This is a genomic window from bacterium (genome assembly GCA_019695305.1).
Taxonomy (GTDB): Bacteria; UBA10199; UBA10199; order UBA10199; family JAIBAG01; genus JAIBAG01.
In genome coordinates, this window is sequence record JAIBAG010000002.1 from 1 (window position 1) to 21,956 (window position 21,956).

The 21,956-nt window shown below is 41.4% G+C and carries 20 protein-coding genes; 6 read left to right on the forward strand and 14 right to left on the reverse strand.

Annotated features, from left to right (window positions below; genetic code table 11):
• Positions 1-99 precede the first annotated feature (99 nt).
• Positions 100-654 carry a hypothetical protein gene (locus K1X76_01490; protein MBX7147732.1) on the forward strand — a complete coding sequence of 185 codons (555 nt, stop codon included), beginning with the start codon at positions 100-102 and terminating at the stop codon, positions 652-654.
• A gap of 4 nt (positions 655-658) precedes the next feature.
• Here the strand turns inward: K1X76_01490 and K1X76_01495 are convergent, their stop codons facing one another.
• The 10 genes from K1X76_01495 to lysS all read right to left on the reverse strand — a co-directional run bounded on the left by K1X76_01495 (position 659) and on the right by lysS (position 12,650).
• Complete coding sequence (locus K1X76_01495; GenBank protein MBX7147733.1) at positions 659-2,842, reverse strand: bifunctional (p)ppGpp synthetase/guanosine-3',5'-bis(diphosphate) 3'-pyrophosphohydrolase; 2,184 nt, start codon at positions 2,840-2,842, stop codon at positions 659-661.
• Positions 2,843-2,847: 5 nt separating this feature from the next.
• Positions 2,848-3,417 (reverse strand): guanylate kinase, encoded by a 570-nt coding sequence (gmk, locus tag K1X76_01500; GenBank protein MBX7147734.1) that lies wholly within the window; start codon positions 3,415-3,417, stop codon positions 2,848-2,850.
• A complete protein-coding gene (locus K1X76_01505) occupies positions 3,417-4,268 on the reverse strand; it encodes a YicC family protein (GenBank protein MBX7147735.1) in 852 nt (283 codons plus the stop codon). Before K1X76_01505 ends, gmk begins: the two co-directional genes overlap by 1 nt.
• 17 nt (positions 4,269-4,285) lie before the next feature.
• Entirely contained in the window at positions 4,286-4,936 is a 651-nt protein-coding gene (locus tag K1X76_01510; protein ID MBX7147736.1) for an FHA domain-containing protein, read from the reverse strand.
• Positions 4,937-4,944: 8 nt separating this feature from the next.
• Positions 4,945-5,457 (reverse strand): OmpH family outer membrane protein, encoded by a 513-nt coding sequence (locus tag K1X76_01515; GenBank protein ID MBX7147737.1) that lies wholly within the window; start codon positions 5,455-5,457, stop codon positions 4,945-4,947.
• Positions 5,458-5,603: 146 nt separating this feature from the next.
• The gene (gene bamA / locus K1X76_01520; protein ID MBX7147738.1) at positions 5,604-7,895 is read right to left on the reverse strand and encodes an outer membrane protein assembly factor BamA; all 2,292 of its coding nucleotides are present in this window, start codon (positions 7,893-7,895) and stop codon (positions 5,604-5,606) included.
• A complete protein-coding gene (locus tag K1X76_01525) occupies positions 7,867-8,547 on the reverse strand; it encodes an ABC transporter ATP-binding protein (GenBank protein MBX7147739.1) in 681 nt (226 codons plus the stop codon). The genes bamA and K1X76_01525 overlap by 29 nt, the downstream gene beginning before the upstream one ends.
• Positions 8,544-9,875, reverse strand: coding sequence for an FtsX-like permease family protein (locus K1X76_01530; GenBank protein MBX7147740.1), 1,332 nt, complete (start codon positions 9,873-9,875; stop codon positions 8,544-8,546). Before K1X76_01530 ends, K1X76_01525 begins: the two co-directional genes overlap by 4 nt.
• On the reverse strand, positions 9,872-11,152 hold the full coding sequence (locus K1X76_01535; GenBank protein ID MBX7147741.1) for a hypothetical protein: 1,281 nt from the start codon (positions 11,150-11,152) through the stop codon (positions 9,872-9,874). Before K1X76_01535 ends, K1X76_01530 begins: the two co-directional genes overlap by 4 nt.
• Positions 11,153-11,165: 13 nt before the next feature.
• On the reverse strand, positions 11,166-12,650 hold the full coding sequence (lysS, locus tag K1X76_01540) for a lysine--tRNA ligase (protein MBX7147742.1): 1,485 nt from the start codon (positions 12,648-12,650) through the stop codon (positions 11,166-11,168).
• A 120-nt stretch (positions 12,651-12,770) separates the two neighbouring features.
• Between lysS and K1X76_01545 the strand changes: the two genes are divergently transcribed.
• The 4 genes from K1X76_01545 to K1X76_01560 all read left to right on the forward strand — a co-directional run bounded on the left by K1X76_01545 (position 12,771) and on the right by K1X76_01560 (position 14,440).
• Positions 12,771-13,127 (forward strand): hypothetical protein, encoded by a 357-nt coding sequence (locus K1X76_01545; protein MBX7147743.1) that lies wholly within the window; start codon positions 12,771-12,773, stop codon positions 13,125-13,127.
• A gap of 61 nt (positions 13,128-13,188) precedes the next feature.
• The gene (locus tag K1X76_01550) at positions 13,189-13,440 is read left to right on the forward strand and encodes a hypothetical protein (protein MBX7147744.1); all 252 of its coding nucleotides are present in this window, start codon (positions 13,189-13,191) and stop codon (positions 13,438-13,440) included.
• Positions 13,437-13,871, forward strand: a complete 435-nt coding sequence (locus K1X76_01555) for a PIN domain-containing protein (GenBank protein MBX7147745.1) — start codon at positions 13,437-13,439, stop codon at positions 13,869-13,871. Before K1X76_01550 ends, K1X76_01555 begins: the two co-directional genes overlap by 4 nt.
• Before the next feature lie 131 nt (positions 13,872-14,002).
• Positions 14,003-14,440 carry a hypothetical protein gene (locus K1X76_01560; protein MBX7147746.1) on the forward strand — a complete coding sequence of 146 codons (438 nt, stop codon included), beginning with the start codon at positions 14,003-14,005 and terminating at the stop codon, positions 14,438-14,440.
• 181 nt (positions 14,441-14,621) lie between these two features.
• Here the strand turns inward: K1X76_01560 and K1X76_01565 are convergent, their stop codons facing one another.
• Positions 14,622-17,720, reverse strand: a complete 3,099-nt coding sequence (locus K1X76_01565) for a hypothetical protein (protein ID MBX7147747.1) — start codon at positions 17,718-17,720, stop codon at positions 14,622-14,624.
• A 59-nt stretch (positions 17,721-17,779) separates the two neighbouring features.
• Between K1X76_01565 and K1X76_01570 the strand changes: the two genes are divergently transcribed.
• On the forward strand, positions 17,780-19,483 hold the full coding sequence (locus K1X76_01570) for a M3 family oligoendopeptidase (protein ID MBX7147748.1): 1,704 nt from the start codon (positions 17,780-17,782) through the stop codon (positions 19,481-19,483).
• Here K1X76_01570 and K1X76_01575 read toward each other — a convergent pair.
• The 3 genes from K1X76_01575 to K1X76_01585 all read right to left on the reverse strand — a co-directional run bounded on the left by K1X76_01575 (position 19,480) and on the right by K1X76_01585 (position 21,915).
• Entirely contained in the window at positions 19,480-20,535 is a 1,056-nt protein-coding gene (locus K1X76_01575) for a Fic family protein (GenBank protein ID MBX7147749.1), read from the reverse strand. The genes K1X76_01570 and K1X76_01575 overlap by 4 nt on opposite strands.
• A 108-nt stretch (positions 20,536-20,643) precedes the next feature.
• Complete coding sequence (locus tag K1X76_01580) at positions 20,644-21,432, reverse strand: TIGR00266 family protein (protein MBX7147750.1); 789 nt, start codon at positions 21,430-21,432, stop codon at positions 20,644-20,646.
• A gap of 156 nt (positions 21,433-21,588) precedes the next feature.
• On the reverse strand, positions 21,589-21,915 hold the full coding sequence (locus tag K1X76_01585; protein MBX7147751.1) for a cytochrome c: 327 nt from the start codon (positions 21,913-21,915) through the stop codon (positions 21,589-21,591).
• Between the last annotated feature and the right edge of the window lie 41 nt (positions 21,916-21,956).

The window sequence follows — 21,956 nt, forward strand, 5'->3', positions numbered from 1 at the left end:
CAGAAAAGGATATTCTTCTCGTCGAACATCGTCTCAACCATAGACCGAGAAAATGTTTAGACTTTTATACTCCTGCGGAAATACTCAAAAAATTACGTAGTGGTGCACTTCCACCTTGAACGTACCAATCCAGATAACAATTACTCACAAATTACCAATAACATAGGACAAATAGTTGAAACCAGTTATAGCCGTATCCGTATCGATCCTATTAACTTGGAACTTAATCTTTTAGACGATACTTTTGCAGAAACAACAAACAGTGCCGAAGAATTTGTACCAACTTATCCAGGCGATTTGGAATTCGTCCCCTTGGGATGGGCCGAAATGCAAGCCGATTATTATATCGAGGAAGTTACTCCTGCAGAGTCTAATATCGACTTAACAGATACAGCTTTTGAATTTGATGCTTCAGTTGCAGATAACTTTTGCTTAGTAAATAATCCTACAGAAACCGTAGAACATTCTTATGATGGTACCGAAGGCACAATAAGTGACGATTCACTATCTCTGAATTTCGTTGCCTTAAATCGCAACTCAGAAGAAATTATTAATGCATCCACCCGCATGGTTGGTGATTGCGATAATTTAGGCGTGGACGATGTATCAATTATTGAAGAAGGCTTTATCCCAGTGGTATACACTACAGAATAGAGGATTATATCTTCGTATAAACCCGCTCCACCGAGATAACACCTTCTATCCGTTGGAGCGATTTAACTACTTTAGATAGTTCCAGCACATTGGGAACTACAATTTCTACCATGATGATGGCTTTTAAATCGCGCGTGGTGCGGACCACGGCTTTGGTAATATCTAACTTACGCTCGGCAATGTTTTGAGCCACCAGCGCCAACATCCCCGTTTTATTTTCACTCACAATTCTTACTTTAGCCGAACGCGTAAACGCCGAGCCCTTGTTCCAATCGGCTTGAATTCGACGTTCGGTGTCGTAGGTTAAAATGCGTGAACAATCGGTACGGTGAATTTTAAGCCCTCTTCCACGCGAAATAATCCCTACAATAGGATCGCCAGGCAGCGGGTAACAGCATTTGGCAAAAGTAACCAGGATATTGTCCATCCCGTCTATAAGCACCACATTTTTATTGCGCTGCGATACTTTGTCAAAAATACGCTGGATAATACCTTCTTTTTCCTCCGGCGGCTTTTCACCTTCTGGCTTTTTATTGGGAAAAAGCTCTTCCAACATAGACGACACCGCAATTTTTCCGTAGGCCACCGCAGAATATAATGAAAGCTCGTTATTAATTCCCTTCTTTTGAGTGTAATCACCATAATGATGGGCTTTAAAAACATCATCAGGCTTAATTCCCATTTTCTCACATTCGTCTTCAAAAATATTTTTACCAATCTCCAAACTCTTTTTACGTTGTTCTTGTTTTAAATGCTGGCGGATATGCGCTTTGGCCGATGAACTAGCCACCAACTTAAGCCAATCTTTGGTGGGACCTTTTTTGGGATTAGTAATAATTTCTACCTCATCCCCACTCTCCAATTTGTGCGAAAGTGGCACCATGCGCCCGTTTACTTTAGCACCGGTACAATGATTACCAATGTCGGTATGGATACTGTAGGCAAAATCGATAGGGGTAGAACTATGCGGTAGCGAGCGCACATCGCCACGTGGGGTAAACACGTAAATATCGGAAGTATATAAATCGAGCTTTACCGTATCTAAAAACTCAATCGAATCTTTGAGCTCCTTCTGCCACTCCATCAGCTGACGCAGCCACTGAAAGGTGGCTTCCGAATCGGTATCAAGCTTGCCGTCATCTTTATATTTCCAATGCGCCGCAATGCCCTTGTTGGCAATTTCGTGCATGGTTTGCGTACGGATCTGAAACTCTACCCGCTCGCCATCCAAACAAATAACCGTGGTATGAAGCGACTGGTAATTATTACTTTTAGGCATGGCAATATAATCTTTAAAACGCCCGGGAACCGGCTTCCACAGGCTGTGCAACTGCCCCAATACTTCATAACACTCTTCCAAACTGCGCGTAATAATGCGAAACGCCAACAAATCGTGAATTTGCTCAAACGTAATTTTTTGCCGCTCCATTTTACAGTAAATGCTGTAAATATTTTTCATGCGGCCTACAATTTCAATACCAGAAATATCGCCCTCAAATTTATCGCGAATTTCTTTCACAACGCGCGCAATGTACTCTTCGCGGTTACTTTTAAGCCGCGCCATCTTTTTTTCAATTTGCTTATAAGAATCGGGCTGGTAAAAACGAAAACTTAAATCTTCTAATTCTACTTTTAACCAATCAATACCCAATCTACTGGCAATGGGCGCATAAATATCGAGTGTTTCTTTGGCAATCCGCATCTGCTTTTCTTCGGGCATAAACTGCAAGGTACGCAAATTGTTAAGGCGATCGGCGAGTTTAATAAGAATCACACGGATATCTTTAGACATCGCAATAATCATCTTGCGAAAGTTTTCGGCCTGACGGTCTTCTTTGGTATTAAAATTAAGTTTGGAAAGTTTGGTTACGCCATCTACCAGCTCGGCAATATCACGGCCAAAGATGGATTCTATTTGTTCTTTAGAAGCTTCGGTGTCTTCTAGTGTATCGTGCAATATACCGGCCGCTACAGAGGACACATCCAGCTTCATGTCGGCCAAAATATTGGCTACTTCAAGCGGATGTATCACATAGGGATGGCCCGATTTACGCATTTGGCCTTCGTGCGCTTTGGCGGTAAATACATAAGCCTTGTTGATGATATCGATATTGGCGCGATCGTTATATTGGCGCACCTTGCTTACAATATCGTCTAGCTTAATAGGAAGTGTGGCCGTTTGGGGCATAGACTTTAGTTTTCGGCGTTTTTCACTAATTTTTCAAGTGCCTTATAGGAAGATTCTAGGTTGTCGTTAACAATCACAAAATCGTAGCTGGTTTTGCAGTTTTCTTCGTTTAAAGCCTGCCCCATCCGTTTAGCCAGCATTTCGGGCGATTCGGTACCTCGAGATTCTAATCGACTTTTTAAAACATCTAAACTGGGCACACTAATAAAAATGAGAACCGCATCCGGCGAGGCTTTTTTAATGTTACGAGCCCCTACCGTATCTACATCTAAAATAACCCCCATGCCCTTCTTGCGATGTTCGTCCACAATCACACGTGAAGTACCATACATATTGCCATACACCAGGGCCCACTCTAAAAAGTCGCCCTTTTCCACCATGGCTTTAAAATCATCTTGGGATAAAAAATAGTAATCACGGCCATGAACCTCGCCCACACGCATAGGGCGTGTGGTATGAGAAACCCCGTAATAATAACCCAATTTGTCGGCAATCATGCGGCAGAGCGTAGTTTTACCCGAGCCGGAAGCACCGGACACCACAATAAGAGGAGCTTTTTTGTGGGTAGAAGACATTATTCTATATTTTGCACCTGTTCGCGGATTTTTTCCAGCTCACTTTTGGCCAAAACAACCACATGGGCAATACTTGCATCCTGCGATTTAGACGCAATAGTGTTAAACTCACGATTCATTTCCTGAATGAGAAAATCAAGTGGACGGCCACAGGGCTTTGCAGAATCCAATATATCGCGCATATGCGTAAAATGGCTGGCCAAGCGTTCCAACTCTTCAGAAATATCACTTTTTTCGGCATAATAGGCGGCTTCGTTGGCAAGTTTTGCTTCATCCATGGTAACGCCTTCCAAAATACGCTCAATTTTCTTTTTTAATTTATCGCGTTGCACCACAAATACTTCATCTCTGCGATCGGCAATTTGACGATGAAACCCTTCCAAACTTTTAAGACGGCTTAACAAAAACTTTTTAAGATTAAGCCCCTCTTTTTTACGCATGCTCATCAAATCGTTAATGGCCTTTTCCAGTAACTTGCCTAAAACTTTCCAATCATCTTTAGAAGCAGGCTCACGGGGACTGAGCGACGAAGCACCACTTAACACATGACCAATTTCAATATCACCCTTTAAGCTAAGTTCCTTTTTTAGTTTTTTTAAAAACGCATGATATTTTTTAAGAGATTCTAAACTTACATTTTGATCAAATCCGCTTTTTTCCTCTCCCATCCACACATCAATTTTACCACGAGTCAGTTTTTCCTTAACCAGTTGGCTAATATCAAAATCAAACATCTGCAAACGAGAGGGTAAACGCGTATAAACTTCGCAAAATTTATGATTAACCGATTTTACTTCAATATGGAGCGTGGCGCCTCCCATTTTACCACTTGCACGGCCAATGCCTGTCATTGAATACATAGTGTTCCTTATGCCGTAAAGGCCAGCGTGATAGTTGTTTTACCCACCGTCATCACATCCCCTACTTTCATTAAACCCATTTCCACTTCCTGATTATTAATAAACGTCCCGTTTTGGCTTACTAAATCTAAAACCCCCACCCCTTTCTCGTCATAAAAAAGCATAGCATGAAGGCGCGATACGAGGGGATCGGTAAGTACCAAATCGGAGAGTCGTTCGTACGCCCCCAACTTTCCAGGCGAATCAAAAGCTTTTTTTTCGGGTTTGGCCTTTGTTGCTTTAGCCATGTAGTTAGAAACTATTTTTTTGGTGTTGTCATCTAACACCATATTGAAGTGTGCATCAAACACCAAAGTTTCATGCGGGTCATCAAGTTTACGCCCAACCACCATGCACGAACCTAAAGTAAGCCGCGCTTGAAAAGGACCACCCGAGGAAGGCTGCACCTGAAGAACACCCAGACTTCTTTTTTCTAAAATTTTTCCCGATTTATCGAGCGGAAGCGCTTGCGCTTGTGTTAAACGCAGCGTTTTACCATCGTATGGGTAACACACGAGGCATTTAACACATACAAAAACATTTTCTTTAGTATAGTGAAGATCACCCCGACACTGGGGGCAACAAATGAGTTCCAAAATGGAAGGCTCAATATCTGTCATGAAAAAGGTTACTTATTAGATTTATTGTAAGCATCCACCAATTCCTGGGTAATATCCACAGCGTTGGTGGTATACAAAATCACATCGGCAGAATTTTCATAAACCATATCGTATCCGCCTTTTTTGGCAAGATCGGCAACGGCTAACTTAAGTTTACCCAAAATAGCAGCCACATTATCGGATTCTTTTTTCTTTAAAGCTGTATCGTAATCCATGGCTTTTTGCTGCAACTCCATCATCTTGGTTTGAATTTCCTGAGTTTTGGATTCAAGAGCATCTTTAGAAAGAACCATCTGTTCCTTTTCAAGAGCATCTCTCATAGTTTTAATGGTGGTTTTAAGACCGTCTAACTCTTTTTGTTTGGCGTCAATTTCCGACTTAATAGAAGCCATGGCTCGCTTGCCTTCGTTAACCATGTTTAAGGCCGCCTGCAATTTAACTACAGCCACTTTCCCCTCAGCATGGGCTGTAAAGGAAAAAAGTGAAAAAGCTACAAACCCTGCCAAAATTATCTTATTCAAACCCATGAGACGTCTCCTTAGAAAGAGTTATAAAAATATGATGAACTTTTAAAATAATTACCAACTTTGTTCAAGCTAAAATACTCATACAGCAACGAATACACAATGCTCATTAATTTATAATAATAATTTCTAGTCGCTATACTTTAAAAAGCTTGGCCAATGGAAAAATTGAAAACGGTAAAGGCATCCCCTTTTCGCTTATTGATGGGAAATCCCCATTCAAAACGAAGAGGCCCAAAGGGCGAATTCCAGCGTAACCCCACACCATAGTTACTACGCAAGCGCATGAGATCGATAGACTCATTTTCGGCATAGGCCTGCCCAGAATCAAAAAAGATTACAGTACGCACACCGGCAGGATCATAAATGGGAAGTTCCAGTTCGCTGTTGAAAAGAAGCATACGGTTACCACCATACACAAAGCGTCCATCACTGCCTGTTGCCGATGAAGGCACCCGTAACTCTGGACCTACAGACGACAAATCGTATCCGCGTAGCGAATTAATACCACCCATAAAAAAACGTTCAAAAAGAGGCACGGGTGAATCGTTGATAGAATTAATATACGAAAACTGCCCTCTTGTTTTAAATACAGCCTTAAGAGGCAATTTAAAAAAGAAACGGGATTCAGCCGACACTTTATAAAATTCGTTTTCACTGCCAATAGTATCAGCCGCATATTGGCCGCTTACGGCATGATACATACCTTTTGAAGTCATCAACCTGTTATCACGCGTGTCGTAGGCAATGCTGGCTAACAAACTTGATGTTAATCCCGAAGCATTACGCTGAAAAAACTTGGGCACCTCGGCCGAAAAATTAGTGATAGAGACATCTTCAATTTCGTAACCCACATTCACATCTAAAAATGGGAAAAGCTCGCGACCAAAAGTAACAGAACCGCCTGTAGCCCGTTGGTCAAAATCTTGATTTAAAGCCGATGAGAAACGATAGAGGGATGCCGAAAACAACCAACGTGTATCTAAAAAGTAACGATCCGACATAGAAAGCGTAAACTCTTGGCGTAACTTGGAAATGTTAGCCGCAACCGATCCTTTAATACCGTAACCAAAAAAATTGTCTTTTTGAACAGAACCGGTAAACACAAAACTTTCAAGGGACGAGAATCCTGCTCCAATATTGAAAGAACCGGTAGGTTTTTCTTTTAGTGTAAGTTCCAAAATAACTGTATCGTCACGACTACCACGCGGGACATCAACTTTAATATCTTCAAAATACCCCAACTGATACAAACGACGCTGCGACATTTCCAAATCTTTACGAATAAGCGGAGCGTTTTCTTTTACCAAAAGTTCACGACGAATAACTTTATCACGCGTGATTGTGTTCCCTTTAATATCGATACGCTCCACATATACTTTAGGGCCCTTTTGAATATTGTACATAACGTCGGCCGTTAAAGTGGAATCATCAGGATTTAAGGCAGGATAAATATTGGCAAAGGCATAGGCCTGATCGCCATAAAAATTGGAAAGGGTCTGGCTATCGGTTTGGGCTTTTGAGCTATTGTAAACTTCGCCTTTTTTAACCGTAACCTTAGATTTTAATTCTTCAGGCGTGGTAATAATATCACCAGCCACTTCTACATTGCCCACCTTATATTGTTCACCTTCATGAACAGGAAAGTTAATGTAGATAGCTTTTTTATCACGTGTAAAAGTAATTTGAGGGTCTCCAACCTTGGCCTTGATATACCCGTTATTCAAATAAAAATTTTGCAGCAGCTCAATATCGTGTTCAATTTTTTCATCCTTTAACTTGCCAGAGCCCGATAAAAACGAAAAAGTCCCCTTCACTTTTGTTAACATTTGTTTGGCAAGTTTTTTGTCGGAAAACACCTTATTGCCAACAAACGAAATGCGACGCACTTTTACTTTATTGTTTTCGCTAATATCAAAAATTAAAACCTGTTCGTTTTTTTCGGTGTCAAAAGGTTCAAAGCGGTGGCTAATTTCGGCTAAGGTTAACCCTTTATCTTCATATAATTTACGAATAGCATCTTCCGATTCGGCAATGCGGGCTTCATCAATAGGAGAATCGGAACGAATAGAAATAGCATTTTTTAGGGCTTTATCTTTTATTTTATTATTCCCTAAAAATTTAACTGCCGCAATACTGCCGGTTTCCAGCAAATTAAAAACTAAACGCACCCCACCAGCAATACTTTCACGTTCGGCCGATACATCGCTAAACATTCCAGTTTTATACAAAGCTTTAATATCTTCCTGAACAGTGCGGGGGGAATAAAAAGATCCCTCGGTAGACGTGATGCGGCTTCTTACATAGCTTTCTTCGGTGTTGGCCAGCCCCTTAAAATCGATGTTCACGATTTTTTCGGCGGCAAGCACACCAAAAGAAAAAAAGAAGAGAATAAAAAAACTTACCTTATTGATATATTTGCGCAATTTTCCCATCCACAATCCGGATTTTAGTATCTAACCTTAAGGCCAGTTCCTCGTTATGCGTTACCACTACAAGAGTAGTCTTTAATTCCTCATTAAGGCCCAAAAGTAAATCAAAAACTTTTTGTCCCATATCACTATCCAGGTTTCCGGTAGGTTCATCGGCCAAAACCACACGAGGAGAATTAACTAAAGCCCGGGCAATGGCCACACGTTGTTTTTCTCCACCAGATAATTCGGAAGGACGTCTGGCGTATTTACCCGAAAGGCCTACTTTTTCAAGAAAGTTTTTGGCACGGTCTTGAGCCTGCGTCTTTTTTACACCCCCTATTAAAAGCGGGAGAGCTACATTTTCCAAAACCGAAAAATCGGGCAACAGATGATGAAACTGAAAAACAAAGCCAATTGTTTTGTTACGAAAGACAGAAAGTTCTTCTTCAGATAAAGCACTTAACTGCATGTTTTCAAAGTAAACTTCACCGCTAGTTGGGGTGTCGAGCGTTCCCAAAATATGCAACAAAGTTGACTTACCTGCTCCCGACGGTCCTAAAATGGCATAGGTTTTTTCAGCTTCAAGCGTCACACTCACATCACGCAAAGCTTCAAAGGGAATATTATCGGTAGTGTATCGTTTGGTAAGATTATTAACTTTAAAAAGACTCATACAAAACGCATCCCTTCCACAAGCGATCCCTTTTTATTTAAAATGGTGGCAACCAGAGTGGAAACACCCAACACAATCACCATACACAATGCAAAAACTGCAGCCCATAAAACCGGCGAATACGTTACCGGTAAAGTTTCTACAAAATAAATTTTAGGATCCAGTTTAATAAAGTGAAAATATTTTAAGCCTTCTAAAAGAATGAGCGCTATAAATGCCCCCACCACAAAACCACCCAAGCCTATAAACAAACCTACGCGTGCTAAAATACGGCCAACATCTTTTTTACACGCTCCCAACGCCCTTAATAACGATAACTGCGGAAACACTTTAATAGACAAAATCACCAACACTCCAATAATGTTAAAAGAGGCAATCAGTAAAATAATTCCCATCATCACAAAAAACAAACGTTTTTCAAGCTGCATGGCCTTAAACAAAGCCTCGTTTAATTCATCCCACGCAATAGCCTGAAACGAATATGGCAGCATATCTTGCAGGGTACGAGCCATCATGGGCGCTTTGGAAGGATCATCTAATATAAGCTCAAAACCGCTATAGGGAATTTTTTCGTTAAACAAAACCTGCAGGTCATCAATACCGGTTAACACAAATTGAGAGTCAAATTCATAAAGCCCCGATTCAAATGTGCCCACTACCGTAACCGTTTGCGATAATTGTTTAAGCGATGGGTTTTGAACCGCAGCATTGGGAATAATCATTTTAAAAGAAGTGTTTGCTTGACCAAAATCGGGAGAAAGTCGCTCTAACATTTTTTTTCCCAAAAGTACCGGGATAAACCCTTTTTGCGGTGGTAAATCCAAAGTTGAATTCCCAAAATAATGATAACGCAATGGGTAAAGGTCATGAATAGCCCTCGGGTCAACCGCTTTTAAAATAACCGTACCCAAACCATCGTTAAAAACTCCCAGACCTTCCCTAAAAATAAAAGGTGTAATGCCCGTAACACCCGCACCAGCCAGTTTGCGCATCCGTTCATTGGTATCTATTCCCAGCATATCCATAATACTCCAAAAATCTTTATGCCGTTTCCAATACGCAATATCGTCGTTAGATACCTTCAACTGATCGAGTAAAGGCAAAACTGTACGCGCATCGTCCGATCCATCGTGCAGCAAAACCAAATGTGCATTAAAACCCAAAATGGATTGCTCATAAATTTTTTGAAACCCGCCAATTACCGAAAGCGTAACAAGAGCTGTGGCCACGCCAAAGGCAATACCCAATAACGCCACCCAGCTGATGGTACGCGAAACACTGCCCTCTCCGGCCGATAATAAAACGCGTTTGGCAAAAACATTTTTCATGATTCAAACTTTCTTAAAATTTCAAGCGGACTAAAACTCCGTACCAAACCAAGCGGCACCATGCCAGCCACATAAGTAATAAGCGGGCCCGCAAATAACATGGCCATAAAAAGACGGTAATCAATCAGCACCGGTAACGTTTCTACAGCATAGGCACTAGGTAAAACCACAGGATGATGACGAACATAATTTAAAAATAGTAATGCCAATCCCATTCCTAAAAGCGTTCCCGTTAAACCCAAGGCAATACTTATGATTGAAAAAATACGTGCCATACGCTTACGTGTAAACCCAAGAGCAAACAAAACAGAAAGATCGGATAATTTACGCACAGCAAATAGGCCAATAAGACCCAAAATATTAAAACTGGCTACAATAATGACCAAAAACAAAAGGAGAAACATGCCCATTTTTTCCAGTTTTAATGCCTGAAATAATTTTTGATTATCTTCAGTCCAGGTAGAAATTTTTTGATTTGGCAACAAAGCTTCTAGTTTTAATTTTAGACCATCGGCCTGCTCGGGATTTATATACACGGCTAAGGTGCGCAAAGCTTGCGAGTTTTGCGTAAAAACCTTGAGATTGTTAACCGACATGATGCCATATTGCGTATCAAAATCGTAATATCCCGATTTAAACGTACCAAACACGGTCATAATTTTTTGCTTAGGCTCCATCTCGCCCGTGGGGCCTATTTCGGCAAAGGGGAATGTAATTTTTACACCATTTCCGGCATCAGGCAATAGGTTAACGCGTGAAAACAAATCTTCTCCCAGTAAAATCCAGTTTTCCTGATCTTTTTCTATATCGGCCTGTGTATAGGGTTCAAAAAAATCGACGGTTAATTTGTTATTAGCCTCAGGCAACCCGCCTCTAAAACGCACACCAGCCGTATCGCCATCACCAGTTTCTAAAATACCATCAAACTCCAATACCTCTGTTGTACGCAAAATAGACACTCCTTGAGACATCACTATTTTCTTAACCTCTTCCATTTCGGTTTGGTCGACAATATTTTTAATGGTAAGAGGCGCTTTAAAACCAATGATAGCCTCGCGCAGATGATGAGAAAAACCGTTCATCACAGCATGGATTGATAAAACAGAAAAAACCGATAAGGTACTCCCTATTAAGGCTACAAGCGCCAATACCAACACCAAACCCGATTTTTTTTGGGAGTTAAAAAAGCGGCGAGCTATAAAGGATTCGAGGGACAAAAAAAGAAGTGAATGGTGAATGGTGGATGGTGGATGGTTACAGAAAATTTTTCCATCCACTATTCACTATCCACTATCCACCCGATCTAAGCTGCGGGAACAAAATCACATCACGTATAGATGCCGAATTGGTTAAAAGCATTACTAAACGATCAATACCAATTCCCTGGCCAGCCGTGGGTGGCATCCCATATTCCAACGCACAAATATAGTCGGCATCAAAAAACATAGCTTCGTCGTTACCACCCTCGCGACTTTCTACCTGTTTTAAAAAACGTTCTTTCTGATCTATGGGATCATTTAATTCGGTAAAGGCATTGGCAATTTCGCGGCCGTAAATATAAAGCTCAAAACGATCGGTAACATCCGGGTTTTGATCGTTGCGACGCGCCAAGGGGCTAACCTCGGTAGGGAAACCTGTAATAAAGGTGGGTTGAATGAGCTTCTTTTCTACCAACTCTTCAAACAAAAGAGTTTGCATAGCTCCTGCCCCCATTTTTTTGGCATCGTGTTTGATTTTATGTTTTTCCAAAACACTAATGAGATAATCACGGTCGTTTAATTTGGAACCATCTAAACTCGCTTCTTCTACCAATGAATCGTGGATGGAGAGACGACGGAACGGCGCTTTAAAACTAATGGGTGTGTCTTGATAATTAACGGTATCGCTGCCGGTGACTTTCACCGCTAATTCGGAGAGCATTTCTTCAGTGAGCTTCATCAAATCATCATACGTGGCATAGCTCATGTAAAACTCCAGCATGGTAAATTCGGGATTATGCTGAATAGAAATACCTTCGTTACGGAAATTGCGGTTAATTTCAAACACGCGTTCAATACCACCCACCACCAAGCGTTTAAGATATAGCTCAGGTGCAATACGGAGATACAAATCAACATCCAGCGTATTATGATGCGTGATAAATGGGCGCGCGGTAGCCCCACCCGGAATAGGATGCATCATGGGTGTTTCCACTTCTAAAAAATTGCGGTCTTCTAAAAAGCGGCGGATTTCACGCACAATGGTGGAGCGCTTGATAAAAACATCACGCACTTCGGGGTTGGCGATGAGATCCACATAGCGTTGGCGATAGCGCGTTTCTACATCGGTTAAACCATGCCATTTTTCGGGGAGTGTTTGGATGCTTTTAGTCACCAAACTAAAATTGTGCGCTTTAAGCGTGAGTTCGTTTGTTTTGGTACGAAACATTTTGCCTGTCACAAGCACAAAATCGCCGATATCGACATCTTGATAAAGTTCAAATTCGGCCGGAGTAAATCCATCTTTTTGGCAAAATACCTGAAGATCGCCGGAGCGATCACGCAGCTTTAAAAAGCCAGCTTTTCCAAAAGAGCGACGAGCTACAATACGACCAGCAATAGAAAACTCTTCGGCTACCGTTTCAAGGGCTGCCAAATCAAAAGAATCAAATCTCTTTTTTAAATCGGCGGCAAGAGCAGTAGGTTTAATGCCGGAGGGATAAGGATTAAGGCCTTTTTCACGAAGCTTGGCTGCTTTGGCCAGGCGGTTTTGGATGTACTCGTTTTCTTCTGTCATAAGTATTTGAAACTGATAGTTATAATGGCACCAAGACTTTAATGCCTTGCGTCACTATGCATATCTAAAAATGTTTATCAAGTCTTGTAATTTATTTCCATTCCTTTAAAGTTAAAGAATATGCAGCTTCGGCTTAACCACGCTTCGTTAAAACAGATGGCTACCCGCCATTTAAAGCATGTAAAAGCCTCGGCTTACAGAAGCCGGCTTCTTACCTATTTATCCAATTATTTAGAGCATGTGCTCCACGAGTTCGAAAATAAGAGCCATACGTTAGAAGAATTATTGGAGCTAGAACACACCTTGGAAGCCATCGAAGCTAGCCTCATTCACCTCTGGGTTTTTGTCCCTTATAACGAAGCGCTATATATCCCCAAACGTTTAAACCCGGATCATTTAACGCGTATTCATCTCGTCATTAAAAAAGGAAAAAGTCTGGGAAAACCGCTGAAACTAGCTTATTCCAAGGCGGCCTGACTAATCTTCACCTCAAAATCACTATTTACATAAATATGGGTTCTATGATACATATTTATGTATGAAAACGACTATTGAGATATCTGACCCTCTTCTTAAACAAACCAAGCGTTACATGGCCGAAAAAGGCCTTACTTTACGAAGTGTTGTTGAAGAATCCTTAAGAATCTTTTTAGGAACCAATAAAAAGAAAGCTCCCCATACCTTCAAGTTTAGAAATGCGTCCGTAAGGGGGAAAGGGCTAGCGGCAGGGATAAAAGAGGGAGATTGGGATACCATTAAAAGCCTCGCCTATGAAGGACGGGGCGGTTGATTGCAGTCGATACCAACATCTTAGTTTATTGCCACCGGAAGGATTCTCCTTTTTATTCTAAAGCGAGTGAGAAATTACAAGAGCTCGCCTCAAGCGGCGAGCGTTGGGTCATCCCCTGGGCGTGCTTGTATGAGTTTTTATCAATTACTACTCATCCGCGGATTTATTCCCCACCCTCTTCCTTGAATGAAGCCATCAATCAAGTTGAAGCCTGGCTTGAATGCCCCACCCTTGAGCTCATTAGCGAATCCCAAACCGATCAATGGCCCGTCTTGCGTGATACTCTAAAAGCCTCTCACGTCACCGGCCCCCGTATTCACGATGCCCGCATCGCCGCTGTATGCAAAGCTCATGGAGTTAATATCCTGTGGAGTTGTGATCGGGACTTTTCCAGATTTCAAGAGATTAAAACCCTGAATCCTCTTATATAAGTGTTCCCCCTAAAAAAAAACACCGATAACAACTTGAGTGCAGTTTCTGCATTTGAGCCATTTTTGATAGCATTTTTAGTGGAAGGATGAACGATAACCTAATTTAAGAATAAACGGTACTTTTTTTGTGAATGGATTCACAAAGAAAAACCACAAGTTTAGGAGATACTATGCCAAGACACGTAACAAACGAGCCAGCCAGACAGCCAGCGCAAGATGCTTGCCAAATAACTGAAAAGGCTAATGAAATATTAGACGCCTCTGACCCATTAAACCCCCTTCACTTACCTGAGTGTTCCGATATTTATATAACCAGGACGGGTGATATTCAGGTGGATGGGCCCACATATACGAACGCCAATGGCTGGTGGAATAATATCGCGTTGCATTTCTCAGCAGGCTCCGTACATACATCGGTGCGTGCATCTAATGCCGGTACCACTTATGGAACTTCCACAGACATTAAGAATCTACCCCCTTTAAGCAATCAGAGATTTGAAGCATTAAAAGCGCTTTTGATTGAACAAGACAAGGTCAACAATAATAGAAGCTATTCCAAAGCGACGTAAATTTTACCCCGCTTGCAGGCTCAACTTTTCAAATTCATTCGGCACAACTGTGATGATTTGAATAAGCCTGCTAGCGGCGTCCGACGGTCTTTTAAGGCCTTGTTCCCAAACACGAATTGTGGCGGACTTTACCGAAAGCATGGCGGCAAAAACAGCTTGGCTTACTTTAAATTTTTCTTTTCTAGTGGCCGAGAGTTCCAGCCTGAGGATTATCAAAAACAGGAGCTGGGGCTTGAATTGTTTCTGTTTTGGTTTCGGCTTTGATAGCCTCGCCTTCTTTTCGGAGGTTAATTTTGGTCTTCAAGCCATTTTTAACCGATACCGCCATGGGGTCTAACGATAAGCCTGCCGATAAACGTAGAGTATAATCACCCTGCTTGATGTTTTGAGGGGTTCCGTTAATAGGACTTCTTAACACTAAATTTTCTCCCTGATACACCTCGTAATTGGCCGATAACAAAGCCGTTACTTTTTCGTTTAAGCCTTCTATTTTTTCAGGAACAACAAGCTCGCCTCCCGTTTCATGCACAAAATCGCCCAGCAATTTGGTAAGCGCATCGCCGGCATCGCCCAAAAGCACAATATCAAGGGCAGTTTTATTTTTAGCAAGAGCACTGGTAAGAGTTGCCGGTGGCTTTACGGCACACGAATCTCCACCATCAGTAATCACAATAATTTTTTGTGGTTTTTCGGCAACAGCCTTAGCAAGGCCGGCATACAAGGCCGATACACCTTTTGGCTTTAGTTTATTGGCAAATGTATAAAAAGTGGTTTTCTTAAAGTCATCAAAAGGAATAACCCAATCGGCATCTTTACAGTTATTTTGCGAAAAAGATGATTGCCCGCCAAACATCACAACACCCACTTGCGCATCTTTAAGTTTAGCCTGAAGACTGGGGCTCCTAAAAATTTGACGCGTGTGATCCCACTTTTGCTTACCATCCCATACATCCCAGTTACTCACACTGGCATCAATCACAAAAACTACTTTATTTAAACCACCCACTTGGCCCTTAGCCTCTATTTGCCCTAAGCCCGCCTCTACACTTAACCATTCCGAAACCTGACGACCATCTTTTGTCTTAAGCACTGCTGTTAATAAATGACGCGTCACCTGTTGCGTGTTATCTATTTCAGGAAGAGTCACGTTAAACTCATAAGGTGCCTGCGATATTTTTTGAGCCGATACACCGTTAATCAACAATTCTATTGTGTCTACCGCATCCACAGTATCCACTTTCGCTTTAAAAGTATTACCCACATATTCGCCCAAACTAGGACTTATAAATTTAATTTGAGGAACATTGCCTTTGGTAAGCGGAATAATTTTTTGTAAATCGTTGGGGTGCAGGCTGCCACCCGGGGTAAGAAGATGCGCTATAACCTTAAGCGTATGAGCACCATCAGGAATTTGTACAGTGCTGATAGACGCAATATAAGGAGCATTTTTAATTTCGTAAAACGGCTTATCATCAAGCTGAAGCTCTATTTTATCAAACAAGGCAGGATCAATAACATCTAAAGCAACATCAAGAGTGGAACCAAAAAAATCGTTTACAAAGGGGGCTTTTACTACCAAGGGCTGGGTAGCCTCTACATGAAAATCATAACTCAACACGCTTTCGGCTCCCGAATCGGAAAGAGCCCTAATAACAAGCGTGTGATCACCAGGAGTAACTATTGGCCACGCCACATTGGCCGGAGCATCACCGTTCCAATCTTTACTGTCTACACCCGTTTCGTCTATTTTTATTTCGTAACTTTTAAGAGGAACACTCCCTGTTATTTTTTCAAAGCTAATGGGTTTGGTTACATCAATTTCGTTTTTATCATTGACGCTTGTAACCTTAATGCGGGGCATAAGAGCAGGCTTGTTAAAACCGGCTACATAACCCCATTCTTTCTCACCCTCGGCATTAAGAGGGCTTGGAGCATCACTAAAATACCATTGAGTTATTTTTTCACCACCAACCTTTAAAATAAAATCGGAGCGCTCTAAAAAATAAACGGGCGTCCCCAACTGGTCTTCGGCACTTACAAAAAAAGCCTCTGTTACCGGTTTAGGAAACTTATATTTTGTCGGATCAAAAGGCGTCATTTTTATTTTAAGACGATCAACATCATCCTTGTTTTTCATGGAATCGTAATTAGAGGTGGCAATTGCCAATTTTACTCCCTCGTCTTCTACTTCGCTAATACCAACAAATGGCGGGTTTTGAAGTACTAGGCTTAGCAAGCCAGGCACACGGCTTTTAGATAAAGTAATTAGACCCAAAACTCCCATTATCACCACAACCAGCAAATTAGCAGAAATCCAGGCCGCCAAGCGTTTATCACGGCGATTCATGGTAAGCGATGCAAGCGATACAAAAAAGAAAAGCGGGAAAATAACATGCAACATCAGAAAAATGGGTCGGATAAAAAGATACGGAAAATTTGCAAAAAAACCTAAACCCTGCCAGGCCGTTTCTATAGGCACCTGGTGAAACGCTAAATAAAAAACTTCCGAAAAAACAAGAGCTGCAAAAAGAGCCAGTATTGTTTTACCCACACGGCTTTTAGGATATACAAAAATAATTAAAGCTAATTCAAACAGGCCAACAGCAGCCCAAAACAAAGATAAAAGTTGAGGAAAATTTTGGCCTTTAAATTCAAATAAACCGGTTTCAAAAATACGAAAAAAATAAAGGTGAATAAAAATATGAAGCCCCAAACCCACAAAAGGCAAACACACAAACCAGGCCGGGCTTTTTTTAGCCAGCAAAAGGGTTATTGCCAAACCCAGTGTAAGAACAAGAACCAGCAAAAAAACCCATTTGTAATAAAGGGGATTTGAAAAATAATGGATGGTAGAGGCAGTCTGAAAATAAAATAGCAAAGAGCCCACCATTAAAATAACAAGACGCGACAAATAAAAAGTGATTTTATGAAATAAAGGGAAATCGGGGTGAGGCATCCAAACCAAGGTTAAAGGCGTAATTTTTGACCGAGAAGTATTGGTTTTAAACGAGCTTGTTTTTTTAGCCGGAAGACGACTGGATGCTTTTGACCACAACACAGAAAAGGCCTGTTTTAAATCGGCCATTAAATTTTTTTGAGGTTTTATAGGCTGATCAATTGTATTTTCACGGCCAATATCTACGCGAATAGAGGTGCGGGTAGAATCAGTTGAAACCGGAGGCATTTTGATATCCATACGGGTGGAATCCATATCTAGTTCGATATGGCCATCAGTATGCTCCCCGGTTTCCCCTCCCGGATTTTTTTCATCTTCTGCCATGAGCGGTCACAATAACATAAATGATTGTATTCACAAAATAATTTGTGCAAAATAGGGGTATGAAAACAGCCCGTAAATACTACCCCCCAAACCTGATTCCGGATGATTTTAACAAGATAAAACCCTATTTAGAAGAATTAGTGAAAACTCCACTTGAAAGCTTGGCCCAGGTAGATAGCTGGATTGATCAATGCTCTGAATTAAACGCCATTTTGTCGGAATACTCTAACCGCCTGTACGTTAAAAAAAGCTGCAATACGGAAGATAAAGTTGTGGAAGACGCCTACATGCATTTTGTAGAGCATGTAGAGCAAAATACTAAGCCACTCTTTAATGAGATGGAAAAAAAGTTTGTGGAAGCCTTAAACCGACTCCAAAACCCCACTTCCAACTTAACGCTCATTAAAAAGAAATGGGAAGTTTCTATTAAACTCTACAGCGAAAAAAACCTACCGCTTGAGGTAGATGAAACCAATCTTATTAACGAGTACGATAAAATATGCGGAGCCTTTACAGCCACCTACAAGGGCAAAACTTATACCTTGCAACAACTGCAACCCTTTATGGAAGACAACAATCGCGCAGTTCGTAAAGAAGTATGGGAACTAGCCGAAAAAATTCGCCTGGAAAAAACACAAGAAACCGAAGCCGTTTTTGACAAGCTGGTAAATCTCAGAGAACAAATGGCCAAAAACTCAAAATGTTCCAACTATCGCGATTACGTATGGCAAGAAATGGAACGCTTTGATTACACACCCGAAAATTGCCTGGAATTTGCTGAAAGCATTGAAGCCGTGTGTACACCCTACATTAAAAAACTAAACGAAGAACATAAAAAGAAACTTGGTGTCGATAAATTAAAACCCTGGGATATGGCCGTGGACCCGGATGCGTCTACACCGCTAAAACCGTTTGATCCTAAAAACATCCCCCTCTTTATTAAAAAAACAGGTGAAGTGTTTAAAAAAATAGCCCCTCCTCTCTCGGCCCTCTACACCACCCTCGAAAAGCAAAATAATTTAGATTTAGATAGCCGCATGGCCAAACAACCGGGTGGGTATCAGGTTTCTCTAGACGAATGCGGCGAGCCTTTTATTTTTATGAATGCCGCCGGGGTTCAACGTGATGTAGAAACACTGTTGCACGAATCGGGGCATGCGTTTCACACCTTGGTAACACCTCTCTCGATTCCCATTTTTCTGCGTCATGCACCTATGGAATTTTGCGAGGTAGCCAGCATGAGCATGGAGCTTTTGGGCGCTGATTATCTGGATGTGTTTTACACGGCCGATGAAGTAAAACGCGCCAAAAAGAAATTACTCGAAGGCATCATACGCTTCTTTCCACGCATGGCTATGATCGATTATTTTCAGCACTGGATTTACACGCACCCCGGCCACACCGAAGCCGAACGCTTAAAAGAATGGCAAAGTATCTGGCTGCGTTTTGTGGGCACAGATGTAGATTGGAGCGGTTACGAAAAAAACCGTGATGCCTACTGGCACCGCGTACTGCATCTTTTTCATGTCCCCTTTTATTATGTAGAATACGGCATGGCACAAATTGGCGCACTGCAGGTGTGGCTTAATTATAAAAAGGATAAAGTAAAAGCGATTGACGCTTACTTAAAAGGCTTAAGCTTTGGTGGCACAAAAGCCTTACCAGAGCTTTTTAAAGAAGCGGGGCTCAAGTTTGATTTTTCTAAAAAGATGCTGGAAGAATTAATTGGGAAGGTTTGGGAAGAGTTGGAAGGATTACGTTAATTTTTAAGACGATAAACACTTCCCTTTCTTTCACCTTCCATCACCAACACACCCTTTTCTTGCAAACGCGACAGGATACTCTTAAGCGTTACGCGCTTTATTCCTGTTTCTCTTTCTAAAAATCCGATTGTTGCAGGCTGGTGAAGACAAATCACATCAAAAACCCTTTGTTCCAATACAGTAAATGTACCCCGCTGTTTAGGAGCCAGCTTTACATCCAAAACGCGTGTTTGTTCTTCGAGTATCTTTAAAAAATAAACCAACCAAGGATTAATATCAGATGTGGTTTTAAGAGTACCTTGAGTTTGCCGAAGAGCCACATAATATTGGGCTTTATTGTTTTCGATGACTTTTTCATGCGAAGCGTACATACAAAAAGTATATCCCCTCTTCAGTAATAACAAATCAGTTAACAAACGGCTAGTTCTGCCATTACCATCCCTAAAAGGATGAATCGCCAGATATTTAATAATAAAAGCCGCAATCACTTCTAAATCGGAATAATTTGGGTCGGCAATAAAGCGCTGATAATCGACGATTAATTCCTGCATGGCTACATCGGTTTGCGGGCCAGGCGGCATGGTTTCAAAAACAACCTCTTCCTCCCCTGTTAAATAATCTTTCCGCACAACCGAATTGGTAATATTTTTATAAGCTCCACGTTGACTGGGAGGTAATATTTCGTGAGGCAAATACACCATCATCATTTGATGAAGCGAACGAATGGTATGTTCGGTAATTTCCAAATGCTGGTAGTTATCAAAAATATATTTTTTACAGTCAATATAACCTGCAACTTCCGCTTCATCTCGGTCTCTAATTTTTGTAATTTTTAATCCTGAAAGTCGTTTGATAATTTCTTCATCCGATAACTTGGATCCTTCAATACGTGTAGAAGCACCGGCCGATGTAATGATCACCGTGTGTTGTAAATCAGCATAAATTTCTTTTTGAGTATCAGCTAAGGCCAAAAAGCGGCCATGAAAAGCCATGATTTTCTGGATGAGCTTTAAGGCTTCGGGAACAAGAGCAGATTGAAGTAAATACCTCATAAAATATACCATATAATATGCTATATTTCATGATATGTCCATAAAATATACCATATAATATACCATATCACTAAAAATATGGATATTTATGGCTATTTTTATGGATATCTAATTCCCATCCAACAAACGCCCCAAAGCACCCAAGGCACCACCTTCGCCCTGCTGTTTACCACCAACTGACGGTGCGTTGGCCAAGATACGATCGGCAAGACGCGAGAACGGCAAACTCTGGAGCCATACGGTTCCGGTGCCAGAGAGCGTTGTAAGAAAAAGACCTTCGCCACCAAAGAACATCGATTTTAAACTACCCGCACGTTCAATATTGTAATCAATTCCGGGTGTCATCGCTACCAAACAACCGGTATCAAGACGCAGCGTTTCACCCTTTAATTCCTTTTTAATGATGGTGCCGCAGGCATGCACAAACACCATGCCGTCACCTTTTAAACGCTGCAAAATAAAACCTTCGCCACCAAAAAAACCGGCCCCCAAACGTTTGGTAAAGGCAATGCTCAAATTAGTTCCCAAAGCAGCCGCTAAAAACGAATCCTTCTGGCAAATAATCTCGCCGCCAATTTGACCTAAATTTAATGGAATAATTTTTCCCGGAAACGGCGACGCAAAAGCCACCTTCTTTTTGCCTTCACCTTTATTGGTAAAGTGAGTAAGAAATAAAGATTCGCCTGTCAGCACGCGCTTACCAACATTTAACAACTTGGACATAAAGCCTTCATTAGCGGCACTCCCATCACCCATTTTGGCTTCAAAATTAATTCCGCTCTCCATGTAATTCATGGCCCCGGCTTCCGCTATCACCGTTTCATTAGGATCAAGCTCTACTTCTACAAGCTGCATGTCATCGCCAACAATTTGGTAATCAACTTCGTGACTCTTCATATTTTTCCTTTCGAATATTTGTTTCAGTTTTTTTCATCAGTATTGTTCGTCCCCCTTTGTAAGGGGGACTACAGGGGGTAGCTTCTTCATTCCTTCAACACACCCTACTACCTCCCCTATCCCCTCCTTACAAAGGAGGGGAAAAAGAAGCACTCTTCACCTATTTAAAAACTCCACCAAAGCTTCAATATCTTTTTCAACATGCGGCAAAGCCTGCATCAGCTTACTCTCTCTTTTAGGTTTATACCCTTCTGGATACTGCGCATGCATGACCCTAGCTGTTACTAATTCTTTAGAAGAACCAAAAACAGCCGGGCCCAACGAGCCATCTAATTTGGGATTAGGATTATGGCAAACCGCACAATTGGCCATGTAAACCGATTTCCCCTTTGTATACAGCGGGCTAACATCGGAACTAATTTGAGAATTATTGGAAGAACAAGAAAGAAGAAAAAGACAAAATGAGAGAATAAAAAACCGCATTGATTCGTAGGGGCGTCCGCCTTTGGCGGATGCGCCCCTAC